The 20,570-nt window shown below is 71.3% G+C and carries 20 protein-coding genes and 1 pseudogene; 11 read left to right on the top strand and 10 right to left on the bottom strand.

Translation table 11 applies throughout. The features are described 5' to 3' along the window. Positions 1-33 precede the first annotated feature (33 nt). The 5 genes from ABZ664_RS29285 to ABZ664_RS29265 all read left to right on the top strand — a co-directional run bounded on the left by ABZ664_RS29285 (position 34) and on the right by ABZ664_RS29265 (position 5,878). Positions 34-1,227 carry a CoA transferase gene (locus ABZ664_RS29285; protein ID WP_362516640.1) on the top strand — a complete coding sequence of 398 codons (1,194 nt, stop codon included), beginning with the start codon at positions 34-36 and terminating at the stop codon, positions 1,225-1,227. Between the two features lie 92 nt (positions 1,228-1,319). Next, complete coding sequence (locus ABZ664_RS29280; protein ID WP_362516637.1) at positions 1,320-2,159, top strand: cyclase family protein; 840 nt, start codon at positions 1,320-1,322, stop codon at positions 2,157-2,159. After that, positions 2,152-3,579 carry an MmgE/PrpD family protein gene (locus ABZ664_RS29275; protein ID WP_362516635.1) on the top strand — a complete coding sequence of 476 codons (1,428 nt, stop codon included), beginning with the start codon at positions 2,152-2,154 and terminating at the stop codon, positions 3,577-3,579. Before ABZ664_RS29280 ends, ABZ664_RS29275 begins: the two co-directional genes overlap by 8 nt. Then, positions 3,576-5,042 carry a dihydroorotase family protein gene (locus ABZ664_RS29270; protein WP_362516633.1) on the top strand — a complete coding sequence of 489 codons (1,467 nt, stop codon included), beginning with the start codon at positions 3,576-3,578 and terminating at the stop codon, positions 5,040-5,042. Before ABZ664_RS29275 ends, ABZ664_RS29270 begins: the two co-directional genes overlap by 4 nt. Next, complete coding sequence (locus tag ABZ664_RS29265; protein WP_362516630.1) at positions 5,039-5,878, top strand: aldolase/citrate lyase family protein; 840 nt, start codon at positions 5,039-5,041, stop codon at positions 5,876-5,878. Before ABZ664_RS29270 ends, ABZ664_RS29265 begins: the two co-directional genes overlap by 4 nt. Before the next feature lie 121 nt (positions 5,879-5,999). Here ABZ664_RS29265 and ABZ664_RS29260 read toward each other — a convergent pair whose 3' ends face one another. Continuing rightward, complete coding sequence (locus ABZ664_RS29260; RefSeq protein WP_362516628.1) at positions 6,000-6,344, bottom strand: MerR family transcriptional regulator; 345 nt, start codon at positions 6,342-6,344, stop codon at positions 6,000-6,002. Between the two features lie 133 nt (positions 6,345-6,477). On the opposite strand from ABZ664_RS29260, the gene ABZ664_RS29255 reads away from it, so the two are divergent. After that, positions 6,478-7,281 carry an aminotransferase class IV family protein gene (locus ABZ664_RS29255; protein WP_362516626.1) on the top strand — a complete coding sequence of 268 codons (804 nt, stop codon included), beginning with the start codon at positions 6,478-6,480 and terminating at the stop codon, positions 7,279-7,281. A gap of 161 nt (positions 7,282-7,442) precedes the next feature. Then, complete coding sequence (locus ABZ664_RS29250; protein WP_362516624.1) at positions 7,443-8,033, top strand: iron chelate uptake ABC transporter family permease subunit; 591 nt, start codon at positions 7,443-7,445, stop codon at positions 8,031-8,033. Here the strand turns inward: ABZ664_RS29250 and ABZ664_RS29245 are convergent. Continuing rightward, complete coding sequence (locus ABZ664_RS29245; RefSeq protein WP_362516622.1) at positions 8,003-8,662, bottom strand: response regulator transcription factor; 660 nt, start codon at positions 8,660-8,662, stop codon at positions 8,003-8,005. The genes ABZ664_RS29250 and ABZ664_RS29245 overlap by 31 nt on opposite strands. Next, a complete protein-coding gene (locus tag ABZ664_RS29240) occupies positions 8,650-9,909 on the bottom strand; it encodes a sensor domain-containing protein (protein ID WP_362516620.1) in 1,260 nt (419 codons plus the stop codon). Before ABZ664_RS29240 ends, ABZ664_RS29245 begins: the two co-directional genes overlap by 13 nt. Positions 9,910-10,044: 135 nt before the next feature. On the opposite strand from ABZ664_RS29240, the gene ABZ664_RS29235 reads away from it, so the two are divergent. After that, entirely contained in the window at positions 10,045-10,314 is a 270-nt protein-coding gene (locus ABZ664_RS29235) for a hypothetical protein (protein WP_362516618.1), read from the top strand. Positions 10,315-10,420: 106 nt separating this feature from the next. Here ABZ664_RS29235 and ABZ664_RS29230 read toward each other — a convergent pair whose 3' ends face one another. Then, positions 10,421-11,437, bottom strand: a complete 1,017-nt coding sequence (locus ABZ664_RS29230; RefSeq protein WP_362516616.1) for an AraC family transcriptional regulator — start codon at positions 11,435-11,437, stop codon at positions 10,421-10,423. 178 nt (positions 11,438-11,615) lie between these two features. On the opposite strand from ABZ664_RS29230, the gene ABZ664_RS29225 reads away from it, so the two are divergent. Further along, positions 11,616-12,431 carry an NAD(P)H-binding protein gene (locus tag ABZ664_RS29225; RefSeq protein WP_362516614.1) on the top strand — a complete coding sequence of 272 codons (816 nt, stop codon included), beginning with the start codon at positions 11,616-11,618 and terminating at the stop codon, positions 12,429-12,431. Between the two features lie 188 nt (positions 12,432-12,619). On the opposite strand, the gene ABZ664_RS29220 is transcribed toward ABZ664_RS29225, so the two are convergent. Together ABZ664_RS29220 and ABZ664_RS29215 are read right to left on the bottom strand one after the other, a co-directional pair. Then, the gene (locus ABZ664_RS29220) at positions 12,620-14,131 is read right to left on the bottom strand and encodes a ricin-type beta-trefoil lectin domain protein (RefSeq protein ID WP_362516611.1); all 1,512 of its coding nucleotides are present in this window, start codon (positions 14,129-14,131) and stop codon (positions 12,620-12,622) included. 84 nt (positions 14,132-14,215) lie between these two features. Further along, on the bottom strand, positions 14,216-14,773 hold the full coding sequence (locus ABZ664_RS29215) for a MerR family transcriptional regulator (protein ID WP_362516903.1): 558 nt from the start codon (positions 14,771-14,773) through the stop codon (positions 14,216-14,218). Between the two features lie 100 nt (positions 14,774-14,873). Between ABZ664_RS29215 and ABZ664_RS29210 the strand changes: the two genes are divergently transcribed. Further along, on the top strand, positions 14,874-15,194 hold the full coding sequence (locus tag ABZ664_RS29210) for a metalloregulator ArsR/SmtB family transcription factor (protein ID WP_362516609.1): 321 nt from the start codon (positions 14,874-14,876) through the stop codon (positions 15,192-15,194). Between the two features lie 44 nt (positions 15,195-15,238). Beyond that, positions 15,239-15,694: an SRPBCC family protein gene (locus ABZ664_RS29205; protein ID WP_362516607.1), complete on the top strand. Its 456-nt coding sequence runs from the start codon at positions 15,239-15,241 to the stop codon at positions 15,692-15,694. A gap of 227 nt (positions 15,695-15,921) precedes the next feature. Here the strand turns inward: ABZ664_RS29205 and ABZ664_RS29200 are convergent, their stop codons facing one another. The 4 genes and pseudogenes from ABZ664_RS29200 to ABZ664_RS29185 form a co-directional block, all read right to left on the bottom strand. After that, positions 15,922-16,566: an SRPBCC family protein gene (locus tag ABZ664_RS29200; RefSeq protein WP_362516605.1), complete on the bottom strand. Its 645-nt coding sequence runs from the start codon at positions 16,564-16,566 to the stop codon at positions 15,922-15,924. A 236-nt stretch (positions 16,567-16,802) separates the two neighbouring features. Further along, positions 16,803-18,107: an AI-2E family transporter gene (locus tag ABZ664_RS29195; protein ID WP_362516603.1), complete on the bottom strand. Its 1,305-nt coding sequence runs from the start codon at positions 18,105-18,107 to the stop codon at positions 16,803-16,805. Positions 18,108-18,312: 205 nt separating this feature from the next. Further along, positions 18,313-19,527 (bottom strand): hypothetical protein, encoded by a 1,215-nt coding sequence (locus tag ABZ664_RS29190; RefSeq protein ID WP_362516601.1) that lies wholly within the window; start codon positions 19,525-19,527, stop codon positions 18,313-18,315. Positions 19,528-19,637: 110 nt separating this feature from the next. After that, positions 19,638-20,570, bottom strand: a pseudogene (locus ABZ664_RS29185) (phospholipid carrier-dependent glycosyltransferase); the annotation flags it as partial.

Raw genomic sequence — 20,570 nt, 5'->3', positions numbered from 1 at the left:
CCGGCGTTCGCTATAGCGGAACAAGGAGTGATGGTGGAAGACGGACCTCTGACAGGTCTGCGGGTGATCGACGCGTCGACCATCCTCGCCGGACCACTGTGCTGCCAGATCCTCGGAGACCAAGGTGCCGAGGTCGTGAAGGTCGAGCACCCGGTCGCCGGGGACGGTATGCGCGGCCACGGTCCTTCCAAGGACGGCGTCCCGCTCTGGTGGAAAGAGATCTCGCGCAACAAGCGCACGATCGGACTGAGCCTTTCCGTTCCGGAAGGCGCACAGCTGTTCCTGGAATTGGCGAAGACGGCCGACGTCGTCGTGGAGAACTTCCGGCCGGGCACCCTCGAACGCTGGGGCGTCGGGCCCGAGACGCTCCACGAGATCAACCCCCGCCTGGTGATCGTCCGGATCACCGGCTTCGGGCAGGAGGGCCCCTACGCGGCCCGCCCCGGGTTCGGTACCCTCGCCGAGGCGATGAGCGGCTTCGCCCACCTCACGGGCGAGGCCGACGGCCCCCCGACCCTCCCGGCGTTCGGGCTCGCCGACAGCATCTGCGGCATCGCGGCCAGCTCGGCGACGATGATGGCGCTCTGGGCCCGGGAGCGGACCGGCCGGGGCGAGGTCGTCGACATCAACCTCCTCGAACCGATCATGACCGCGGTCGGTCCCCACGCCACCGTCTACGACCAGCTCGGCGTGATCGGCCGCCGCCAGGGCAACCGGTCGGGCAACAACTCCCCGCGCAACACCTACCGCTGCAAGGACGGCAGCTGGGTCGCCATCTCCACCAGCGCCCAGAGCATCGCCGAACGGGTGATGACGCTGGTCGGCCACCCCGAGGTGATCGCCGAACCGTGGTTCGCCTCCGGGCGGCAGCGGGCGGCCCACGCCGACCTGCTCGACGCCCACGTCGGAGGCTGGATCGCCGAACGCACCCGCGAGGAGGTCATGGCCGAGTTCGAACGGGTCGGCGCCGCCGCCGCACCCGTGTACGACGCCCGCGACCTCGCCGAGGACCCCCACGTGACCGGCACAGGCATGCTCACCCGCGTTCCCGACGAGGACCTGGGCTCGGTGCTGATGCACAACGTGATGTGGCGGATGCCCGGCGCCCCCGGGCGGGTCCGCTTCACCGGCCGGCCCCTGGGCGCCGACACCGACGAGATCCTGCGGGAGCTCGGGGTCGACGCCGCCACGACCGCCGACCTGCGCGTACGCAAGGTGATCGCATGACAGGCGCCGGAACCACCGGCGTGAGGACCGGAAACCACACGACAGACGCCGGAACCACCGGCGCGAGCACCGGAAACGGAAGGCCAGGCGACGTGAGCGGCACCGCTACCACCGACCCGCTGCTACAGGCGGTCCGCGACGGGGTCGGCATCTACGACCTGGGCCGTCCGCTGACCATCGGAATGCCGCAGTCACCGAACCACCCTCCCTTCTGGCACACGCTGCCCCGCCGCCACGGCGACATGGTCCGTGCCGACGGCGGCTCCGCCGCCAACGACATGATCAGCATGGGTACCCACGTCGGCACCCACATCGACGCCTTCGCCCACGTCTCCCATGACGGCCGCCTCATCGACGGCTCCGACGCCCTCGAGGCGAGCCGCGGCGGCCGGTTCGCCGAGCTCGGGGCGCACACGATCGCCCCGATGGTGCGGCGCGGCGTGCTGCTCGACGTGCCCGCCGCCCTCGGTATCCCGGAGGGCTGCGAGGCCGGTTACGAGATCACCCCCGACGACCTGGAGAGGACGGTCGCGAGACAGGGCACCCCCCTGGCCTCCGGAGACGTGGTGCTGGTGCGCAGCGGCTGGGGCCGCCTCTTCGGCGACCCCGACCGGAACGTCTACATCGGCCGCGACTCGGGCGTGCCGGGTGTCGGCGAGGCGGGCGCGACCTGGCTCGCCGACCAGGGCGCCCACGCGGCGGGCGCCGACACGATCGCCTTCGAATGCCTCAAACCCGGCAGCGGCCACAGCGTGCTCCCCGCCCACCGGGTGCTCCTGGTCGAACGCGGCGTCTACATCATCGAGACCCTCGACCTGGAGGAACTCGCCGCCGCGGGGGTGCACGAGTTCACGTTCGTGCTCGCCCCGCTGCCCATCTTCGGCGCCACCGGCTCGCCGGTCCGCCCGCTGGCGGTGGTGAGCCGTGGGTGAGCCGATCCTCGCGGCCGAACTCGCCAGGTTCGCCGCCGCCACCCTGAGCGGCCAACCGCCCGCCGACGTGATCGCCAGCGTACGGCAGCGGGTGCTCGACGTGCTCGGGCTGTGCGTGGCCGCCTACCGGCTGCCGACCAGCGTGGCCGCCTCCGGCTACGTCGCGGACCAGGGCGGGCGGCCCGAGGCGTACGCCGTCGGGGTCACCCAGGCGCTGCCCGCCGCGCAGGCCGCGTTCGCGAACGGCGTGCTGGCGCACTCGCTCGACTACGACGACACCCACCTGCCCTCGGTGCTGCACCCGAGCGCCGGGGTGATCCCGGCCGCGCTCGCCGCCGCGCAGGCCTCGGGGGCCTCGGGCGCCGACACGGTCGCGGCGATCGCGGCCGGACTGGAGATCACGGTCCGGCTCGGCATGGCCGGCTACGACACCACGCTCGGCAACTCGGTCTTCTTCGAACACGGCCAGCACGCCACCTCCATCTGCGGCACGATGGGCGGCGCCGCCGCGGCGGCCCTGCTCATGGGCCTGGGCGAGGACGGCGTACGCGACGCGCTGGGCGTCGCCGCCTCGTTCGCCTCGGGCATCATCGAGGCCAACCGCACCGGCGGCACCGTGAAGCGGCTGCACTGCGGGTGGGCCGCCCACTCGGCCGTCACCGCCGCGTCGCTGGTCGGGCGGGGTTTCACCGGTCCGCCGACCGTGCTGGAGGGCCGGTTCGGCTTCTTCGAGGCGTTCATCCGCGACGACAAGACCGACCTGTCGCAGGTGCTCGACGGACTCGGCGACCGCTGGGCGGTGCCGGGCGTCTTCTTCAAGCCCTATCCGGCCAACCACTTCACCCACACCGCCATCGACGCCGGGCTCGCACTGCGCGCGCGGGGCCTGCCGCTCGACCGGATCGAGCACATCGAACTCCGGGTGCCCTACGCGGTGATCCGCACGATCGGCCAGCCGATCAGCGGCAAGCGCGCCCCCGAGACCGGCTACCAGGCCCAGTTCAGCGGCCCCTACGCGGTGGTCGCCGGGCTCGTCGGAGGCTCCGGCCTCGGTGTGGGACTGGACGACTTCACCGACGACCTCGCCAGGGACCCGTGGAGACGGGCACTGATGGCGAAGGTCGACGTCGTCGCCGACGAGCGGTGCGACGAGATCTACCCCCACCAGTTCCCGGCCGTGGTCCGGGTGCGCACCGACGACGGTCGCGAGTGGACCGAGGAGGTGCTCGCCAACCGGGGCGGTCCGGCCAGGCCGCTCTCGGACGCCGAGCTGTCACGCAAGTTCCGTGAGAACGTCTCGGGCCGCCTGCCGGACGAGGCCGCGGAGACCGTCCGCGACCAGGTGCTCGCACTCGACCGGCTGCCCGGCGTCGCCGACGTGCTGCGCCCGCTCACCCACCTTGAAGGAGTCTCCCTGTGACCTCGTTTGACCTGATCATCAAGAACGTCCGGGTCGTCCACCACGACCACGCCGAGCCGACGGACGCCGACATCGCGGTGCTCGACGGGCGCATCGCCCGCGTCGCGCCCGGCATCGACCCTGCCGAGGGTCGCTCGGTGATCGACGGCGGCGGAAGGCTCGCCTTCCCCGGCGTCGTGGACGCCCACCAGCACTGGGGCATCTACAACCCGCTCTCCGTGGACACCGAGACCGAGAGCCGCGCCTGCGCGCAGGGCGGCGTTACCTCCGCCCTGACGTACATGCGCACCGGGCAGTACTACCTCAACAAGGGCGGCGAGTACGCCGAGGTCTTCCCCGAGGTGCTCGCCGCCTCCGACGGCAGGGCCTTCGTCGACTACGCCTTCCACCTGGCCCCGATGATGCGCCGCCACATCGAGGAGATCCCGTCGCTGGTCCGCGACCACGGCGTCACCTCGTTCAAGGTGTTCATGTTCTACGGCAGCCACGGCCTGCACGGCCGCTCGGCCGACCAGAACTCCTTCCTGATGATCCCGAAGGACGAGCGGTACGACGTCGCCCACTTCGAGTTCGTCATGCGCGGCATCCAGGCCGCCCGGCAGCAGTTCCCCGACCTCGCCGACGAGATCTCACTCTCGCTGCACTGCGAGACGGCCGAGATCATGACGGCGTACACGAAGATGGTCGAGGAGGAGGGCACCCTCACCGGTCTCGCCGCCTACAGTGCCTCCCGCCCGCCCCACTCCGAGGGCCTCGCCGTCAGCATCGCCTCCTACCTCGCGCACGAGACCGGCCTGCCGACGATCAACCTGCTGCACCTGTCGTCGGCGAAGGCGATGGACGCCGCCCTGCGCATGGCCGAGGCGTTCCCGCACATCGACTTCCGCCGCGAGGTCACCATCGGCCACCTGCTGGCCGACATCACCACCGCGAGCGGCATCGGCGGCAAGGTCAACCCGCCGCTGCGCCCCCGCGAGGACGTCGAGGCCCTGTGGGGCCACGTGCTCGACGGCAAGGTCGACTGGGTCGTGAGCGACCACGCCTGCTGCCGCGACGAGCAGAAGTTCGGCGACCCCCGCGAGGACGTCTTCGTCGCCAAGTCGGGCTTCGGCGGCGCCGAGTACCTGCTGCCCGGCCTGGTCACCGAGGGCTCCAGGCGCGGTCTCGGCTACGGCGAGATCGCCCGCCTGCTGTCCTGGAACCCCGCCAGGCGGTTCGGCCTGCGCACCAAGGGTGCCGTCGCCGAGGGCCTGGACGCCGACTTCTGCCTGGTCGACCCCGACTCCACCTGGACGGTGCGCGCGGCCGACTCCGAGTCGACGCAGGAGTACACCCCGTTCGAGGGCTTCGAGCTCAACGCCCGGGTCACCGACACGTTCCTGCGCGGCCACCGGGTGCTCGCCGACGGCAAGGTCACCGGCAGCCCGCAGGGCCGCTACCTGGCCAGGCCGACCGGCGCATGACCCCGCGCAGCTACCTCTACGTCCCCGCGGACCAGGAGGACAGGCTCGCCAAGGCCGCGGGTCGCGGGGCCGACGCGCTCATCCTCGACCTGGAGGACGCGGTCGCGCCCGGAGCGAAGGCCGCCGCCAGGAAGAACGCCGCCGCCGCGATCCCGGAACTGCCCGGCGAGGTCTGGGTACGCGTCAACGCCGACACCCCGGAGGCGGACATCGCGGCGGTGGCCGTACCGGGGCTGAAGGGGATCGTGGTCCCGAAGGCCGAACCCGCGCTGCTGGAGCTCGCCGACGCCCTGCTCACCGAGGCCGAGACGGTCCGCGACCTCGCGCCGGGCACGTTCGCCCTGCTCGCGCTGATCGAGTCGGCCTCCGGGGTCGTGCAGGCCGAACGTGTCGCGGCGTCGCCCCGGGTGGTACGGCTCGGCGTGGGAGAGGCCGACCTCGCCGGTGAGCTGGGGTTGCGCCCGGGTCCCGAGCGTGAGGAACTCTGGCCGATCCGGTCACGGATCGTCGTCGCGTCGGCGGCGGCCGGGATCCTGCCGCCGGTCGGCCCGGTCGAGACCGCCGTCCGTGACACGGAGGCGCTGCTGGCGGGCACCCGCACCCTGCTGCGGCAGGGGTTCCGTGCCCGCACCGCGCTGTCGCCCCGCCAGCTCCCGCTGATCAACGAGGTCTTCACCCCGTCGCCCGAGGAACTGGAGGAGGCCCGCGACCTGGTCCGCCGCCTGGCCGAGACGGGCGGCGTCGCACTCGACGCCAGGGGCCGGTTCATCGACGCGGCGGTCGCCAGGAGCGCCCACGAGGTGATCGGACGCGCGGAAGGGGCCGCTCCCCCCTGAACGACCGGTGCGGTCACACGGCGGTGGGAGCCTGAGTCTCAAACCATTCGAGAACCCCGCCGACGACGGAGCGGGCGCACGGGCCTCCGCGCGGCGGCCGGGCTTCCCCCCGTGTGGGGGCTCAGGGCTTCGTCAGGTAGTCGGCGAGGGCGCCACGGCTACGCTGAAGGTCGTCGATACGCTCGTCCATCGCCGCCAGTTCCCCGTTCAGGATGTCCCACAGGTCCGCGCACCAGTCGAACTCCGGGCGCTCGCCCCGCGCGCACGGCAGCACGGAACGGATCACCTCGGTGGACAGGCCCGCCTTCAGCAGAGCGCGCACCTGCCGCACGACGACCACGGAGTCCTCGCCGTAGTGGCGATAGCCGTTCGGACCACGGTTGACGTCGAGCAACCCCTGCGCCTCGTAGTAGCGCAGCAACCTCGGGGTCACCCCGGTACGTCGGGACAGCTCTCCGATCAGCATGTGACCTCCCCGGCCGGGGTTGACCTTTCCATCGATGTGAACCTCTAACGTCGCCTCGTGAACGGACATTCCGGCCCGGGTGTCCGCGTGATCGTCAGTGCTCCCCTTCTGACCTGTCCCGTTGGAGTGACGCATGTCCGCTTTTGTTGTGCACCGTGACGGCCGCGCGGTGAGTGCCGAGGAGTTGGCGCCGCTCGCCTTCGCGGGCTACGCCCATTTCACCGCCGCGCAGGTGCGTGGCGGCCGGATACGGGGCCTCGACCTCCACCTGGAGCGACTGCGGTCCGCCTCCACGGAGCTGTTCGGCCGGGCGCTGCCCGACGATCGGGTGCTGACCCGCATGCGGGCGGCACTGCGGTCCGGTCCTGCCGACCTCTCGCTGACGGTCACCGTGTACTCCCCGGCGGGGGAGTTCACCGTGGCAGGGCCCGACGTGGAGCCCGAACTGCTGGTACGCACCGGACCGGCCACGTCCGGCCCGCGCGGCCCGCTCGCGCTGGCGGCGGTCGAGCACGAACGGTTCCTCCCCGCAGTGAAACACGTCGGAGAGGTGGCGAAGACGTACCTTCTCCGTCAGGCCGTCGGCGAAGGCTTCGACGACGCCGCCTTCGTCGACCGCCGGGCACGGCTCAGCGAGGGGTCGATCTGGAACCTGGCCTTCTGGGACGGCGCCGAGGTGGTGTGGCCCGAGGCCGAGATGCTGCACGGCACGACGATGAACATCGTCCGCCGACAGCTGGACCGCCTCGGTGTGCCCCAGCGCGTCCTGGAGGTGAGGATCGCCGACCTGCCGACGCTGGCCGGGGCCGTGGTCATGAACTCGTGGACGCCGGGTGTGACGGTGCGTCGGATCGGCTCGGTGTCCCTGCCGGAAGCGCCGTCCTTTGTGTCGCTACTGCACCGGGCCTATCAGGCGGAACCCCTCACCGCGCCGTAGGCTCGATGCCTTCCCTGCCCTTACCGAACGACGACCACATCTGAGGCTCATGGGCAGGAGGCGGACGGAGTCGCTCTGACCAGTGCTTCTTCCCGAGCGTGTTGTCCTGCCGTCCGGTATTGGGGTGGAGAAATGTCGCTTGTGCCGCACCGCGTCCATCCATGACCAGGGAGACCCGCACGCTGCCCGCCCTCGCGGCGGGGCCGGTCGACGCCCACGGTCGCCGCCGGCGTGCCTCCCGTCGCCGCCTCGTCGTCGTGACGCTGGTGGCGCTCGTCGTCACCGGGTTCGCCGTGACCTTGATGGCCGGGCAGACGTTCTACCCGCCCCGCGACGTGGTGTGGGTCATCCTCGGCGAGCAGGTTCCGGGTGCGTCCTTCACGGTCGGACGGCTCCGGTTGCCGAGGGCCGTCCTCGCCGTGGTCGTGGTCGCGAGCTTCGGCTTCGGCCTGGCCGGTGTCACCTTTCAGACGATGCTCCGCAACCCGCTGGCCAGCCCCGACGTCATCGGCATCAGCTCGGCGGCGAGCACCGCGGCGGCCATCGCGATCGTGTCGCTGTCCTTGAGCGGGACGCAGGTGTCGGTCCTCGCCATCGTCTCCGCCCTCGCCGTCGCGCTGCTGATCTACTCCCTGGCGTTCCGGGACGGCGTCGTCGGCACGCGGCTCATCCTGATCGGCATCGGGATCGCCGCGATCCTCGAAAGCGGAACGGCCGGTGGTCAGGCTCGGCGCTGGGCGTCTTCGAGATAGCGCAGGACGGCGGTGACGCGCCGGTCCGCCCGGTCCGCGGGCGCCAGGTCGAGCTTGGCGAAGATGCTGCGGATGTGCTTGTGGACGGCGCCGTCGGTGACGAAGAGCCTCTCGGCGATGGCGGTGTTGCCCAGTCCTTCGGCCATCAGGGCGAGGACGTCGCGTTCGCGGGGACTGAGGCGGTCCAGCCGGTCGTCGGACCGGGTGCGGGCGAAGAGCTGCGCGACGACCTCGGGGTCGATCGCCGTGCCTCCCCCCGCCACCCGGTGCAGCGCGTTCAGGAACTCGTCGACGCGTCCGACCCGCTCCTTGAGGAGGTATCCGAGGTGGGCGCTGCCCTGGGCGAGCAGCTCGGTGGCGAAGGCCTGTTCGACGTACGCGGACAGCACGAGCACGGCCAGGCCGGGTCTGCGGCGCCTGGCCTCGACGGCCGCGACGATCCCCTCGTCGGTGTGGGTCGGTGGCATCCGGACGTCGACGATGGCGACATCCGGCTCGTGGGCGTCGACGGCGGCGAGGAACCCGTCGGGCTCGGCGGCGGTGGCCACGACGTCGAGCGACTCCGCGCGCAGCAGCAGCGCGAGCCCTTCGCGCAGGAGCGGGTCGTCCTCGGCGATCACGATCCGCATGGCAGGCTCACCTCAAGGACGGTGGGCCCGCCGGGGGGACTGGTCAGCATGAGCGTCCCATCATGTGCTTCGGTACGGCGGCGGATGCCGACGAGTCCGGACCCGCCGTGCTCGTCGGCTCCTCCGCGGCCGTCGTCGGTGATCTGAAGGTGCAGCCGGTCGTCGCGGCGGCGGACCATGACGGTCGCGTGACCGGCGTGGCTGTGCCTGGCGATGTTGGTGAGCGCCTCGGCCACCACGAAGTAGGCGGTGGCCTCGACGGAGGCGGCGCAGCGGCTGGGAAGGTCTGCGTCGAGCCGGCAGGGCACCGGGCAGGTGGTGACCAGCCCGGTCAGTGCGTCGACGAGGCTCCGGTCGGTCAGCACCGGAGGCAGGATGCCGCGGGCGACCGCGCGAAGCTCGACGAGCGCCTGCTCGGCGGCGTCCTGGGCGCGGTCGAGGATGGCCTCGGCGCCGGACGGGTCGCGCGCCAGCGCACGACGGGCCGCGCCGAGCAGGATGGTGACGGCGACGATCCGGTTCTGGGTCCCGTCGTGCAGCGACCGTTCGATCCGCCGCAGCTCGGCGGCGTGCGCGTCCAGCGCCGCCGCGCGGGTCGCGGTGAGCTGCGCGACCCGCAGCGCGAGGTCGGCGCCCGGGTCGGTCGTCAGGAGCCGCCGGCCGGGCCATGCCTGCAGTCGCGCCATCCCCGGTATGAGGAGCACGGCGAGGACGATCCATCCCAGGCCGAGCAGGCTCACCCCGAGGGCGCCTGGCAGGTCCCGCACGGTCCAGAGCCCCATGGCGGAGGTGGCCGCCTCCTCCGGAGGCAGCAGCCGCCACCACAGCGGGAAGGTGGTGTCGGTCACCGCGCTGAAGAAGATCGTGAGACCGGCCAGGCCGAGGAACAGACCGAGGGTCGAGTGGACGACCACCCAGCCCAGCTCCCGGCGCGTGGCCGGATCGGCGAGGGCGGCACGCAGGCCGGACGGCACCGGCCCCGGGCCGATGATCTCCGGCCCCCAGCGGGAGAGCCTCGCGCGCTCCCGGTCGGCGACGGCACGCAGCCCGCGCAGCGCGGTGGGTGCCAGAAACACGCCCACGCCGACGAGGCAGGCGAGCGCGGTGGCGGCGAGCAGCAGGAGAGCGACGAGGGCGAGGACCGTGGTGCCCAGCCCGCCGACGAGGTGTTCGAACGCGTCCAGGACGGTACGGGCACGGGCGAACACCGCCGGCTTGCGGCCGGCAGGGGACTCGTGGATCGACATTCACACCTCCTCGGCCAGACGATAGGGCACCGTCCGGGCGCCGTCAGGTCGCGGGCCGAGAAGTACAGCCTGCTGTACCTCGCCTGTCTCGTCGGCGGGATCGCCGGGGGCGGCGGCGGTTCGTAGCGTCGGAGCATGACGAACGGTTCGACCAAGGAGCACGCCGTGACCGACCCTTCCCACCGCGTTTCCAACACCTTCGAGACGCCGCCTTCGACGCGGCCCGCCGACGCCCGGAGCGGCATGGTGCGTCCCGTGCTGTGGACTCTGCTGATGGTCGGTGTGGTCTGCAACATCGTGACCTCCACCTCCGACCTCAACGTTTTCATCGGAATCGGGTTCGGGATGATCGTCCTGGCGTGTGCCGCCGCGCTCGTCACCCACCACTACCTGCACCGGCGCTGATGGGCGCCGGGAACGAGGGGGCGAACACCGCGCCGTTCGCCTCCTGCCCAGGAGGCACGCCGTCTCAGGGACGCCGCCTCGGTGGCAGGTCTCCGATGCCTCCGCCTCAGGGGGAACCGGGACGCCCGGCGCTCGCCGCCTCTCCGGTCCGGACGGTGACGCCGTCGCGGTAGACGCTCGGGCTCACGCCCAGGACGCGCTTGAACGCCGAACTGAAGCCGAACGCGTCGGAGTAGCCCACCCTGCGCGCCACCGTGGCGACCGTCGCGGCGGGTTCGGCCAGCATGTCGGCGGCGAGCGCCATCCGCCACTCTGTCAGGTACGTCATCGGCGGCTCGCCCACGAGTCCGGTGAACCGCCTGGCCAGGGTGGTGCGCGAGACGCTCGCGGCGGTGGCGAGGGAGGCGAGCGTCCACGGCCTGGACGGGGCCTCATGGATGGCGCGCAGGGCCGGGCCGACCACGTCGTCGTTCAGGGCGGTGTACCAGCCGGGACTCACCGCTTCTGGCCGGTCGAACCAGTCGCGTAGCGTGCACACCAGCAACCAGTCGAGCAGCCGGTCCAGCACGATCTGGTGCCCCGGGCGACCGGAGAGGAGCTGCGCCTCCAGGTAGGCGCCCATACTGCTGCAATCATGATCGTCCGGTACGACGAGCACGGGGGGCAGCACCCGGACCAGGCGGCGGGCCACCTCGCCGTTCACCCGGTACGACCCCGCCAGCAGGATGGTCCGGCCGGTCAGGTCTCCGGCGACGGCCCCTTCGGGGGGAACCTCCCCGGCAGGGCGCGGTGCGCCGGTCCCCGCGAAAACGGAAGGCCGCGGTGTGCCGGTGTCCGCGACGAGTGGGCTGGGTGCGTGGGCGTCCGCGAGGACGAGTGGCCGCGGTGCGCCGGTGTCCGCGACGACGAAGGGCTCCGGCCCGCGCACGATCGCCGCCTCGCCAAGTCGCACCTGCCGGGCGTCGTCTCCCCGGACGATCCACCCCTCGCCGCGCAGGGGGACGAGGAGCGTCAGGGAGGGACCGTCGGCGAACCTGAGCGCCCACGGCGGCGACAGCACCGACGCGCCGAAGACGGCCCCCTCGCCGCGCACCCCCCGCAACAGGTCGTCGTACGGGTCCATGGCGCCCACGATAACCGGACGATCGCACGGGTGCGGCCTGCGCCCGGGGCATCGCGACAACGGGACGATCGGACCAGGATGGCCTGCGTCCAGGGTGCCGCGACAGTGGGACGATCGGACAGGCGCGGCGTACGTCCGGCCATGTGCGGGCGGCTCCCCGCGCGGTTGGCTCTGTGACATGAGAGAGATCCTGATTCTGGGCGCGACGGGCAAGACCGGCCGCCGGGTGGTGCGGCGACTGCGCGCGGAGGGGGAGCGGGTGCGGCCCGCCTCCCGTTCCAGCGAGGTTCGCTTCGACTGGTCCGAGCCCACCACCTGGGAGAACGCGCTGCGAGGCGCCGAGGCGGTATACCTGGTGGCGCCCGACGACCCCACCCCGATCCGCGGCTTCGTCGAGAGCGCCACGGACGTCAAGCGTTTCGTGGTGCTGTCCGGCCGGGGCATGGACCTGGTCGGCGAGGACTTCGGCCAGGGCATGGCCGCCGCGGAGCGGGCCGTACGCGACTCGGGGGCGGAGTGGACGATCCTGCGGGCGAACAACTTCAACCAGAACTTCGACGAGGACCTGTGGCACGCGCCGCTGCGGGCGGGGAGGCTGGCGTTGCCGATCGGCGAGGTGCCCGAGCCGTTCATCGACGCCGACGACGTCGCCGCGGTCGCCGTGGCCGCGCTGACGAGGGACGGGCACGCGGGGCTGACGTACGACCTGTCGGGGCCGCGCGGGGTGACCTTCGGCGCGGCCGTCGAGATCATCGCGCGGGCGGCGGGCCGGTCCATCGAGTACGTCGAGCTGACCCCGGAGGCCTACCGGGCCGAGCTGCTCGCGGAGGGATATCCGGAGGTCGCGGCCGACGCGCTGAACGCCCTGTTCGCCCTGCACCGCGCCGGTCACACGGCCGAGCCCGTCGACGGGGTCGAGCGGGTGCTCGGCCGTCCTCCGGTCGCGTTCGAGGACTACGCGGCCCGGGTCGCCGCCACCGGCGCCTGGTCGTGACCTCCCGTCAAGATCGTGGTGTTGGGTGGCCGGTGCGGTGGGGGCGCGCACCGCGTGTCCCCACCGCGCGCCGCCGGATGCGCGGTGGGGACTTCCACCGCGTATCCGGCGGTGGGTGAAACGGCGCGGTGCCGGGGCGGTGCGAACCGGTGAGAACGCTTACCGCCCCGGCGGTGTCCCGCGGGTGGTCAGCCTCGCCGCCACTTCTGGTTGGCGCCGCCGTTGCACTCCCACTGCTGCAGCGGGGTGCCGCTGCCGCCGAAGCCGGTGACGTCCACGCACTTGTTGGCCTGCGGGTTGACCAGGTCACCCGCGCCGCTGAGGACGAACTGCTGCGCCGGGTTTCCGCTGCAGGTGGCGAGCTGGATGGCGGCGCCGTTGGCGGTGGAGCCCCAGGCCACGTCCATGCAGAGGCCGAAGGCGCGGACGGTGCCGTCGCCGGGGAACGTCCAGTTCTGCGCGGCGGTGCCGTTGCAGTCCCACAGTTGCAGGCGCTGCCCGTCGGCGGCGTTGCTGCCGGGCACGTCGATGCACTTGTCCTGCCAGCCGATGAGCCGTCCGCCGCCCCCGCCGGTGGTGGTCAGGGTGAGGCCGTACGCGCCGAGGATCTCGTTGACCGGCTGATAGAAGGTGTTGCCGCCGGTCGAGCAGTTGCCGGAGCCGCCGGAGGTGACGCCCTGGGCCTGGTCGCCGGTGATCCAGGCGCCGCCCGAGTCGCCGCCCTCCGCGCAGGCGGTGGTCTGGGTGAGCCCGTGGACCAGGGATCCGGAGTAGTTGACGGTCACGTTCTTGGCCTGGATGGTGCCGCAGCGCCAGCCGGTGGTGCGCCCGGACCGGCAGATCGAGGAGCCCACCACGGCTTCCCGGGAGCCCGCCACGGCGACGTTGCCGCCGCCGTAGTTGTTGACCCACGGGCGGGGTGTCCAGTTTCCGTTGGTACGGACCCAGGCGTAGTCGTTGTCGGGGAACGACGAGCCGGCGAAGGTGCCTTGGCTGACGTTGTTGTGGCCGAGGGTGGGGCTGCCGGTGCGGCCGCAGTGCCCGGCGGTGACGAAGCCGCCGTTGTTGACCGCGAAGCCCACCGAGCAGAGCGTGTTGCCGTTGATGACGTACTGGTCGCCGCCACGGATGTCGTACAGGGGTTTGGGCGCCTCGCCGACGGAGATCCGCACCTCGGCGGCGTCGACGGCGCCCGCCCTGACGAAACGTTCGGCGGCGGCGCGGTCGGCCGCCGACACCGCCACGGTGTTCGCGGCGACGTCCACGTACCAGCTGTGGATTTCCTTGCCCGCGGAGCCCGCGACTCGGTCGAGCGCGGCCTTCGTGGTGGCCAGTTGCTTCTCGCTGCGAGGCACGGACACCGGCAGCGCGCCCGCCGCGCGGACGAGGTCGGCGTCCTCGCGGTTCAGGACGCCGACGCTCAGCCGCCCCTCGCCGGGGGTGAACCACGCGCCGGCGAACCGGTCGGCGAGACGGGTGCGAAGCTGCCGCTCCACCACGGCCGCCCCGGCCTCGTGGGCCTGGCGGACGCGGGCCTGCGTGGGGGTGAGGCCGAGGTCTCGCCGCAGTGCCTGTTCGGCTGTGGCCGCCTTGGAGGGGTCGGGACTGGGGTCGGGTACTGCGGCGGCCTGCGCGGTCGGGGACGGGACGACGAGCGCGGCGGCGAGTACCGCCACGCTGGTCAGCATGGTGAATCTCACGGCTGGTCCTTGAGGGGTGGGGGGAGGAGGACGAGGCGTGAGAGCGCTCTCTCGAAAGAAACTTTACATTTAAGACAATGTAAGTCAATACAAGATCTGACCTGATCTGACTGAGCTTGACAGGGAAGCGTGGCGTCTCGGCACGGCCCGGCGCCGGATGCGGACGGGGCGCGTGGGGATCAGGGAGCGCTGTGGTGCGGGGAGGGCCGCAGGGCGTTCAGCAGCGCCTCGGGGGTGTCGGTGAAGAAGCGGATCGTGGTGGCCTCGGCACGGCCGCCGAGGGGACGGACCACGGTGACCGGCTCGGCCGGCTCGACGACCACGTTGGTCTGGGAGGACACCACCACGCTGAGCCGCAGGTCCGCCACGGTGATCATGCCGCTCTCGTTGTAGTCGCGCGACAGCCGCACCGAGGAGATCAGATGACGGGGGACGCGGAGGTCGAAGTACATGCCGTAGCGGACACGCAGTTCCTCGGCGGTCACCACGTGGGGCCGGGTGACGCAGGCCGCGATGATCATCAGCACGTAGAGGACCCCGTAGACGTCGGCGCAGGGGCTCGGGGAGAAGACCCAGGTGGTGGTAGTGGCGCACGGTCCGGGTGGACACCCCGACCAGCGCGGCGAGCTCGCCGATCCGCATGCCCTCATTGGAAACGTTGACGCTACGGCAAGGTCAAACCCACGATTAATACTTAAGTAGATGCTTGACTGTTCGCCTTTCGTCTCCAATACTTAAGTACATGCTTAACCAAGGTGGTTCGCTGGATCGGGTGTTCCAGGCGCTCGCGGACGCGACGCGACGCGAGATGGTCGAGCGGCTGGTTCGCGGGCCCTCATCGGTGAGTGAGCTGGCCCGGCCTCTGGAGATGTCGCTGCCGGCGGTGATGCAGCACCTGCAGGTGCTTGAGGCGTGCGGTCTGGTCCGGACCGAGAAGGTCGGAAGGGTCCGCACCTGTCACATCGAGCCGGACGTGCTGCGGACGGCCGAGAGCTGGCTCGTCGGGCAGCGCACCACCTGGGAGCACCGGCTCGACCGGCTCGGCGACCTGCTGAACGAGTGAGCCGGGATATCGAAACCCGGAACGACCGGAACAAGGAGAAGATCATGGCCGATGGTTCTGTCACGCATGCCACGTTCACCCTGGAGCGGGTGTACGACGTTTCCCCCTCCCGGGTGTTCGCCGCGTGGGCCGATCCGGTGGCGAAGGCCCGGTGGTTCGCCGCCCCCGACGGGAAGCACGACCTCGACTTCCGGGTCGGCGGCAAGGAGGTCAACCGAGGCGGACCGGAGCACGGTCCTGGCACGACGTTCGAGTCCTCGTACCAGGACATCGTCCCGGACGAGCGGATCGTCTACACCTCCACCCTCTCCGTTGGGGATGATCTGGCCACGGTCTCGTTCACCACGGTGGAGTTCGTCCCCGAGGGCGCGGGCACCCGGCTGGTCCTCACCGAGCACGACGCCTTCCTCGACGGCCACGAGAAGCCGGAATGGAGGGAACGCGGCACCGGCGGATGGCTCGACGCGCTGGAGGGGGAACTGCGGCGGCAGGGCTCGTGACCATGGGCACGGCCGGTAACGCGAGCGGCCGGCGTTCGGCGCGGCCTCGGCGGTCGCGCGCGACGCCTTCACCGCCGGGCTCGACATCACCGCCGTCGTCGCCGGAGTGCCGGTGACGGGCATCGCCGTACTCGCCGTCACCGCGCTGCGGCACATGGCCCCCACAGGTCGCACCGCCGACGAGGGTGAGCCCCGCGATGGCTCACCCTCGTCGGCGGCCGCCGTCTCTAGAGCTCGCCGCTCTCGATCGCCTGCTTCATCGCCGCCTGGGTCGCCTCGTGGGAGGTGACGCCGTTCTCCAGGACGAAGTCGATCAGCGTGCTGTCCGCGTCGAAGGTGAGGTACTCGGTGACCTTGGTCTTCCCTCCGGAGAGCGCCTCGAAGACGATCTTCTGGTGCGTGACGACGTTGGGCATCGTCCAGCTGTCGGTCTCGTAGTAGAGGGCGGCGTGGTTGATGCGCTGCTGCGCGTGCGTGTTGATGACGACGGTCGAACCCTCGTACGGGAGCTCCTCGACCGCGGTGAAGTTGATGTGGCGCTTGCTGCCCTGCCACGAGTCCTCGTGGGTGACGACCCGCTTCAGGAACGAGTGCATGCCGAGGTGGTTGTTGATGTTCGAGTACGCGGGGAACACCTGGTTGACGGGGGCGTCGATGGTGATGGAGATGCTGTCCTGTGCCCGGCTCCGTCCCGATCCCGGGAGGGGCGGCGTGTTCTTGTAGAACTTGTAGGTGTCCCACGCGGTCTGCCACTCGGCGGCGAGCTGGGGGTCGCTCTCCGGAGTGCTCGCGTGGGCAGGGGCCGAGAGGGCGGTGAGGACAAGGGTAGCGGCGAGCAGCTGGGCCGCGAGGAGTCGAAGGCGCTTCTTCACGTATACCCCAAAGGGGAGACAGTAGGTGCAAGTGATCTTTTATCGCATGTTGTAGTGATCTGTGTACTTTTGAGACGAAGAAGCGAAAAAAACTTTTTGTGATGTTGTGTGCGGATGAGGGGTGACGGGCGTACCTCGACGGTGAGGACTCGTGACCTCCCGACCCGTGCGGCGGGGGAGAGTCCGACGTGGCTCCTCCACGTCGATCAGGGGTCGATCAGGCCGGTCAGGGCCGGTCAGGTACGTTCCTGCCGGGGCAGGACCACCTCCCGCAGGATGAGCAGGACGGCCGCGGCTATCGGGATGCCGAGCAGCGCGCCCACCACGCCGAGCAGCGCGCCCCCCAGCAGAGCACCGACGATCGTGGCGAGCGGCGGCACGTCGACCGAGCTCTTCATCACGGTCGGGGCGATCCAGTAGTTCTCGATCTGCTGGTAGATCGTGAAGAAGACGATGCAGACGATCCCGACGGTCGGGGAGACGAAGAATCCCACCAGGGAGGCGATGCCCGCGCCGATGAAGGCGCCGACCAGCGGGATGAGGTCGGTGATCGCGACGATCAGGGAGAGCGCCAGGGCGTACGGGACCTGCATGATGCTCAGGAAGATGAAGGTCGTCACACCGGCGATGAGCGAGATGATCAGGTTCCCGGCGACGTATCCGCCGATGCTGTCGATGATCTGGTCACCGAGCAGGGTCGTGCGGACCCTGCGGCTCCGGGGGACGAGGCGGTAGGCCAGCTTCTTGAGCGACTTCAACGAGCCCAGGAGATAGAGCGTCAGCACCAGCACCGTGAGCGAGTTGAAGACCGCCCCGATGAGGACCGACCCGATGCCGAGCACACCGCCGAACATCTGGGTGCCGAAGTCGCCGCTCGTCACGTACGTCTGAAGCTTCTCCAGCAGCTGGAAGCGCTGGTCCAGGTCGCGGATGACCGGATTGTTCTGCAGCTCCTGGACGTACTGCGGGAGCTGCTCGACGAACTGGGTGGACTGCGTGGTCAGCGGGGGGACCACGGCCAGGCCGAAGACGACGAAGACGAGGATGACGCCCAGGAAGACGAGGGTGATGGCCCACACCCGGGGGACGTTGCGCCGCTGGAGGACCTCGACGGCCGGGTTCAGGCCGATGGCGAGGAAGAGCGAGACGACGATGAGGACCAGCACCGAGCTCGCGGTCGCGATGGCCTGCACCAGCCACCAGGCGGTGAGCACCCCCAGGGCGGCGGTGAAGCCGAACACGAACGGGTTGTTGCTCATCGAGCGTCCAGGACGGCCGAACGGGAGGTTCGGCGTGATCCCCGAGGACGGCGCCGCATCGGGGGACGCGGCCGCGCCGGGGGACACGGTGACCGTGCTCGCGGAGCCGCCGGGAGCGGGGCCGCCGGGAGCAGGAGCGCCGGGAGCAGGAGCGCCGGGAGCAGGGCCGTCGAGATCCGCGGGCGGGGCGACGGGCAGGACCAGAGGGCCCGCGGAGGTCAGGATCGGCTCGGGCGAGGCGGATTCGCCGGCTCCGGCCGATGACGCCGGTACGCCTCCCACGCCCGTCTCCGTCGACGGAGCGCGGGGGGCGGGCGGGGATGGTTCCGGCGCTGTGGCGCGGTCAGCGGAGGTGGGCTCGGACACCCGCTGCCACTGCCCGTTTCCAGGAAGGTTAGTCGGTCCGCGACCACCATATTTTCCCTGGTCGCCGTACGGTTTCGAGCACGGCGGGACACCGGGGGCCGCAGGGGCCCAGGAGGTGTCGTCAGGTCATGTTGACGTACTGGCGGGGGCGCAGGGCGTGGTTGCGGAGGGCGGCGAGAGCGGCGGAGCGGCCGGCGGGGGTGAGGTGGCCGTCAACGCGCAGGCCGAAGGCGTCCAGGCGCCTGCCCAGCTCGGCGAGCGAGGCGTCGACCTCCAGGGTCTGCCGCTCCGTGCAGTCGATCACGGCGGTGATGTGGTCACGGTCGGCGGGGGCGCCGTCGGCGAGCAGCATCAGCGCCACCTCCCTGGCCGAGGCACGGAAGCCGTTCTCCCCCGGCGAGGGGGCGAGCAGGGCGGCGGCCGCGGTCTCCCAGAGCAGGTCGGTGTCGCCGAGCAGGCGCTCGCCCATCGAGGTGGTCACCAGGCGCCTGCCGGTCTGGCGTAGCGCGCCCATCTGGTCCTGGGCCACCTCGCGGACGGCCGCGAGCTCCGCGCCGCTCCAGGTGCTCTCCGCGAGCACGGAACGGGCGAGGTTGTGCCGCTGGGTCAGCGGGATGCCGCCCGGCCGGAGCCCCACGGTCAGCAGCCAGCGCAGCGCCCCCAGATGGGCCTCGTCCGGTGCGGGGATGGGCGCGTGTAAGCGCACCTCGAAGGGCTGGGCGAGCTCGCGCCAGGCGGTGCCCCGGCCGAGGACCCAGCGATTGAGCCGCTCGCCCTGGACCCGGTGCAGCCAGTTGTCGCCGCCCAGCTCGGGGCGAGGCGTGGTGAGCCAGCGGCTGGTGAGCTTCCGCCGCTCGGCCGGGTGGGGGGCGAGCTCACCGGAGACGATCGCCAGCTCCAGCGCGGCCGAGCAGGCGCCGTGCGCGCCCAGCTCCTCCGGTCCCATGATCGAGCTCCACCGCAGCTCGGGCACGTCGGGCGGGAGCACACCCGTCGCGTCCAGGGCCGACTGGTAGGCGGCCATCCCCGCGTCCTCGCCCAGACGGGCGTAGGTGCGCAGGATCTGGGTGGTCGTGGACGACGAGCAGAGGGCGGCGTAGCGCTCAAGGCCACCCAGCCGCAGCAGCAGGCCCAGCGCGCGGGCGATCGCAGGGCGGTCGCCGGTGACCTTCGAGGGCAGGGTGTACCAGAGAAACTCGCACACGTTGAGCTCGCTGATCGTCTCCAGCGGCTCGCCGCCGGTCAGCCAGTCGATCGCGCTGCGGGCATGCTCGGCGGAGGCGGGCTCGGAACGCTCCAGCTCCGACAGGAGGGCGGCCACGTCCGGTGCAGGCATGCTTCGCAGTCTGCCGTATGCGGGCCTGCTCTGACGATGAACGTGACGTAATGGATCCTGCACGGTGCCTACCCTAGGAAATGTCTTCTAAGTGGCTCATACGCGGACGCTCAGATCCAGCCCTTCTTGAAAAGCATCCGTGAACTCCACTCGGCGTACGGGATGATCTCGGCGGTGAGCACCGGATAGAGCCACCAGAAGTTGACGAGCGCCAGCAGGGTGAAGGCCCCCACGACCGCGGCGCCGACGGTCCGGCGTCCCTGCGGGGCGCTCGCCGGGCCGAGGATCAGCCCGGCCACGAGCACGATCGCCAGGATCATGAAGGGGACCATGGGGATCGCGTAGAACAGGAACATGGTCCGGTTGTCGGCGATGGCGTAGTAGAACCAGGGGAGCCAGCCGGCGGCGTAGCCGACGAGCACGGCTCCGGCCCGCCAGTCGCGGGTGGCGACGTACCAGGCGACCATGGCGATGAGGGCCGCGAGCCCTCCGTACCAGATGACCGGCGTGCCGACCCCGAGGACGGCCTGCGAGCAGGTGTCGGTTCCACAGCCGCCCTGGGGACTCTCGTAGAAGAACGCCACGGGGCGTAGCAGCAGCGGCCAGGTCCAGGGGTCGGACTGGTAGTTGTGCGGGGTCGCCAGGCCGGTGTGGAAGCCGAGCACCTGGAAGTGGTAGCTCAGCCATGATCGCAGCGAGTCGAAGACGAAGAAGACCGGCCCCTGCGAGGTCGCCTGCGCCCAGTTGCGCCCCCAACCGCCGGCGGAGGCGAACCAGCCCGCCCACGAGACGACGTAGACGGCGGCGGGGAGCAGGGCGGTGGTGAGCACGGCGCCGGTGAGGTCTTTGCCGAGGGTGCCGGCGTACGGTCTGCGCAGGCCGATGGCTCTGCGGGCTCCGGCGTCCCACAGCAGTGACATCACCGCGAAGGCGACGAGGAAGAAGACCCCCGACCATTTGACGGCGCAGGCCGCGCCCAGGCACAGGCCGGCCGCGATGCGCCAGGGCCTGGCTCCCAGGCCGGGGCCGTGGTCGCTGAGGGG

This window comes from Streptosporangium sp. NPDC006930, assembly GCF_040635605.1.
Classification (GTDB): domain Bacteria; phylum Actinomycetota; class Actinomycetes; order Streptosporangiales; family Streptosporangiaceae; genus Streptosporangium.
The sequence above is the reverse complement of the archived record's forward strand: the minus strand, read 5'-3'. Positions and strand labels throughout refer to the sequence as shown.

What these genes read in the sequence shown, in the direction of transcription:
- ABZ664_RS29265 (WP_362516630.1), top strand. Translation starts at nt 5,039, where the DNA reads ATGACCCCGCGCAGCTACCTCTACGTCCCCGCGGACCAGGAGGACAGG.
- ABZ664_RS29260 (WP_362516628.1), bottom strand. Translation starts at nt 6,344, where the DNA reads ATGCTGATCGGAGAGCTGTCCCGACGTACCGGGGTGACCCCGAGGTTG.
- ABZ664_RS29255 (WP_362516626.1), top strand. Translation starts at nt 6,478, where the DNA reads ATGTCCGCTTTTGTTGTGCACCGTGACGGCCGCGCGGTGAGTGCCGAG.
- ABZ664_RS29250 (WP_362516624.1), top strand. Translation starts at nt 7,443, where the DNA reads ATGACCAGGGAGACCCGCACGCTGCCCGCCCTCGCGGCGGGGCCGGTC.
- ABZ664_RS29245 (WP_362516622.1), bottom strand. Translation starts at nt 8,662, where the DNA reads ATGCGGATCGTGATCGCCGAGGACGACCCGCTCCTGCGCGAAGGGCTC.
- ABZ664_RS29240 (WP_362516620.1), bottom strand. Translation starts at nt 9,909, where the DNA reads ATGTCGATCCACGAGTCCCCTGCCGGCCGCAAGCCGGCGGTGTTCGCC.
- ABZ664_RS29235 (WP_362516618.1), top strand. Translation starts at nt 10,045, where the DNA reads ATGACGAACGGTTCGACCAAGGAGCACGCCGTGACCGACCCTTCCCAC.
- ABZ664_RS29230 (WP_362516616.1), bottom strand. Translation starts at nt 11,437, where the DNA reads ATGGACCCGTACGACGACCTGTTGCGGGGGGTGCGCGGCGAGGGGGCC.
- ABZ664_RS29225 (WP_362516614.1), top strand. Translation starts at nt 11,616, where the DNA reads ATGAGAGAGATCCTGATTCTGGGCGCGACGGGCAAGACCGGCCGCCGG.
- ABZ664_RS29215 (WP_362516903.1), bottom strand. Translation starts at nt 14,773, where the DNA reads ATGCGGATCGGCGAGCTCGCCGCGCTGGTCGGGGTGTCCACCCGGACC.
- ABZ664_RS29210 (WP_362516609.1), top strand. Translation starts at nt 14,874, where the DNA reads ATGCTTAACCAAGGTGGTTCGCTGGATCGGGTGTTCCAGGCGCTCGCG.
- ABZ664_RS29205 (WP_362516607.1), top strand. Translation starts at nt 15,239, where the DNA reads ATGGCCGATGGTTCTGTCACGCATGCCACGTTCACCCTGGAGCGGGTG.
- ABZ664_RS29190 (WP_362516601.1), bottom strand. Translation starts at nt 19,527, where the DNA reads ATGCCTGCACCGGACGTGGCCGCCCTCCTGTCGGAGCTGGAGCGTTCC.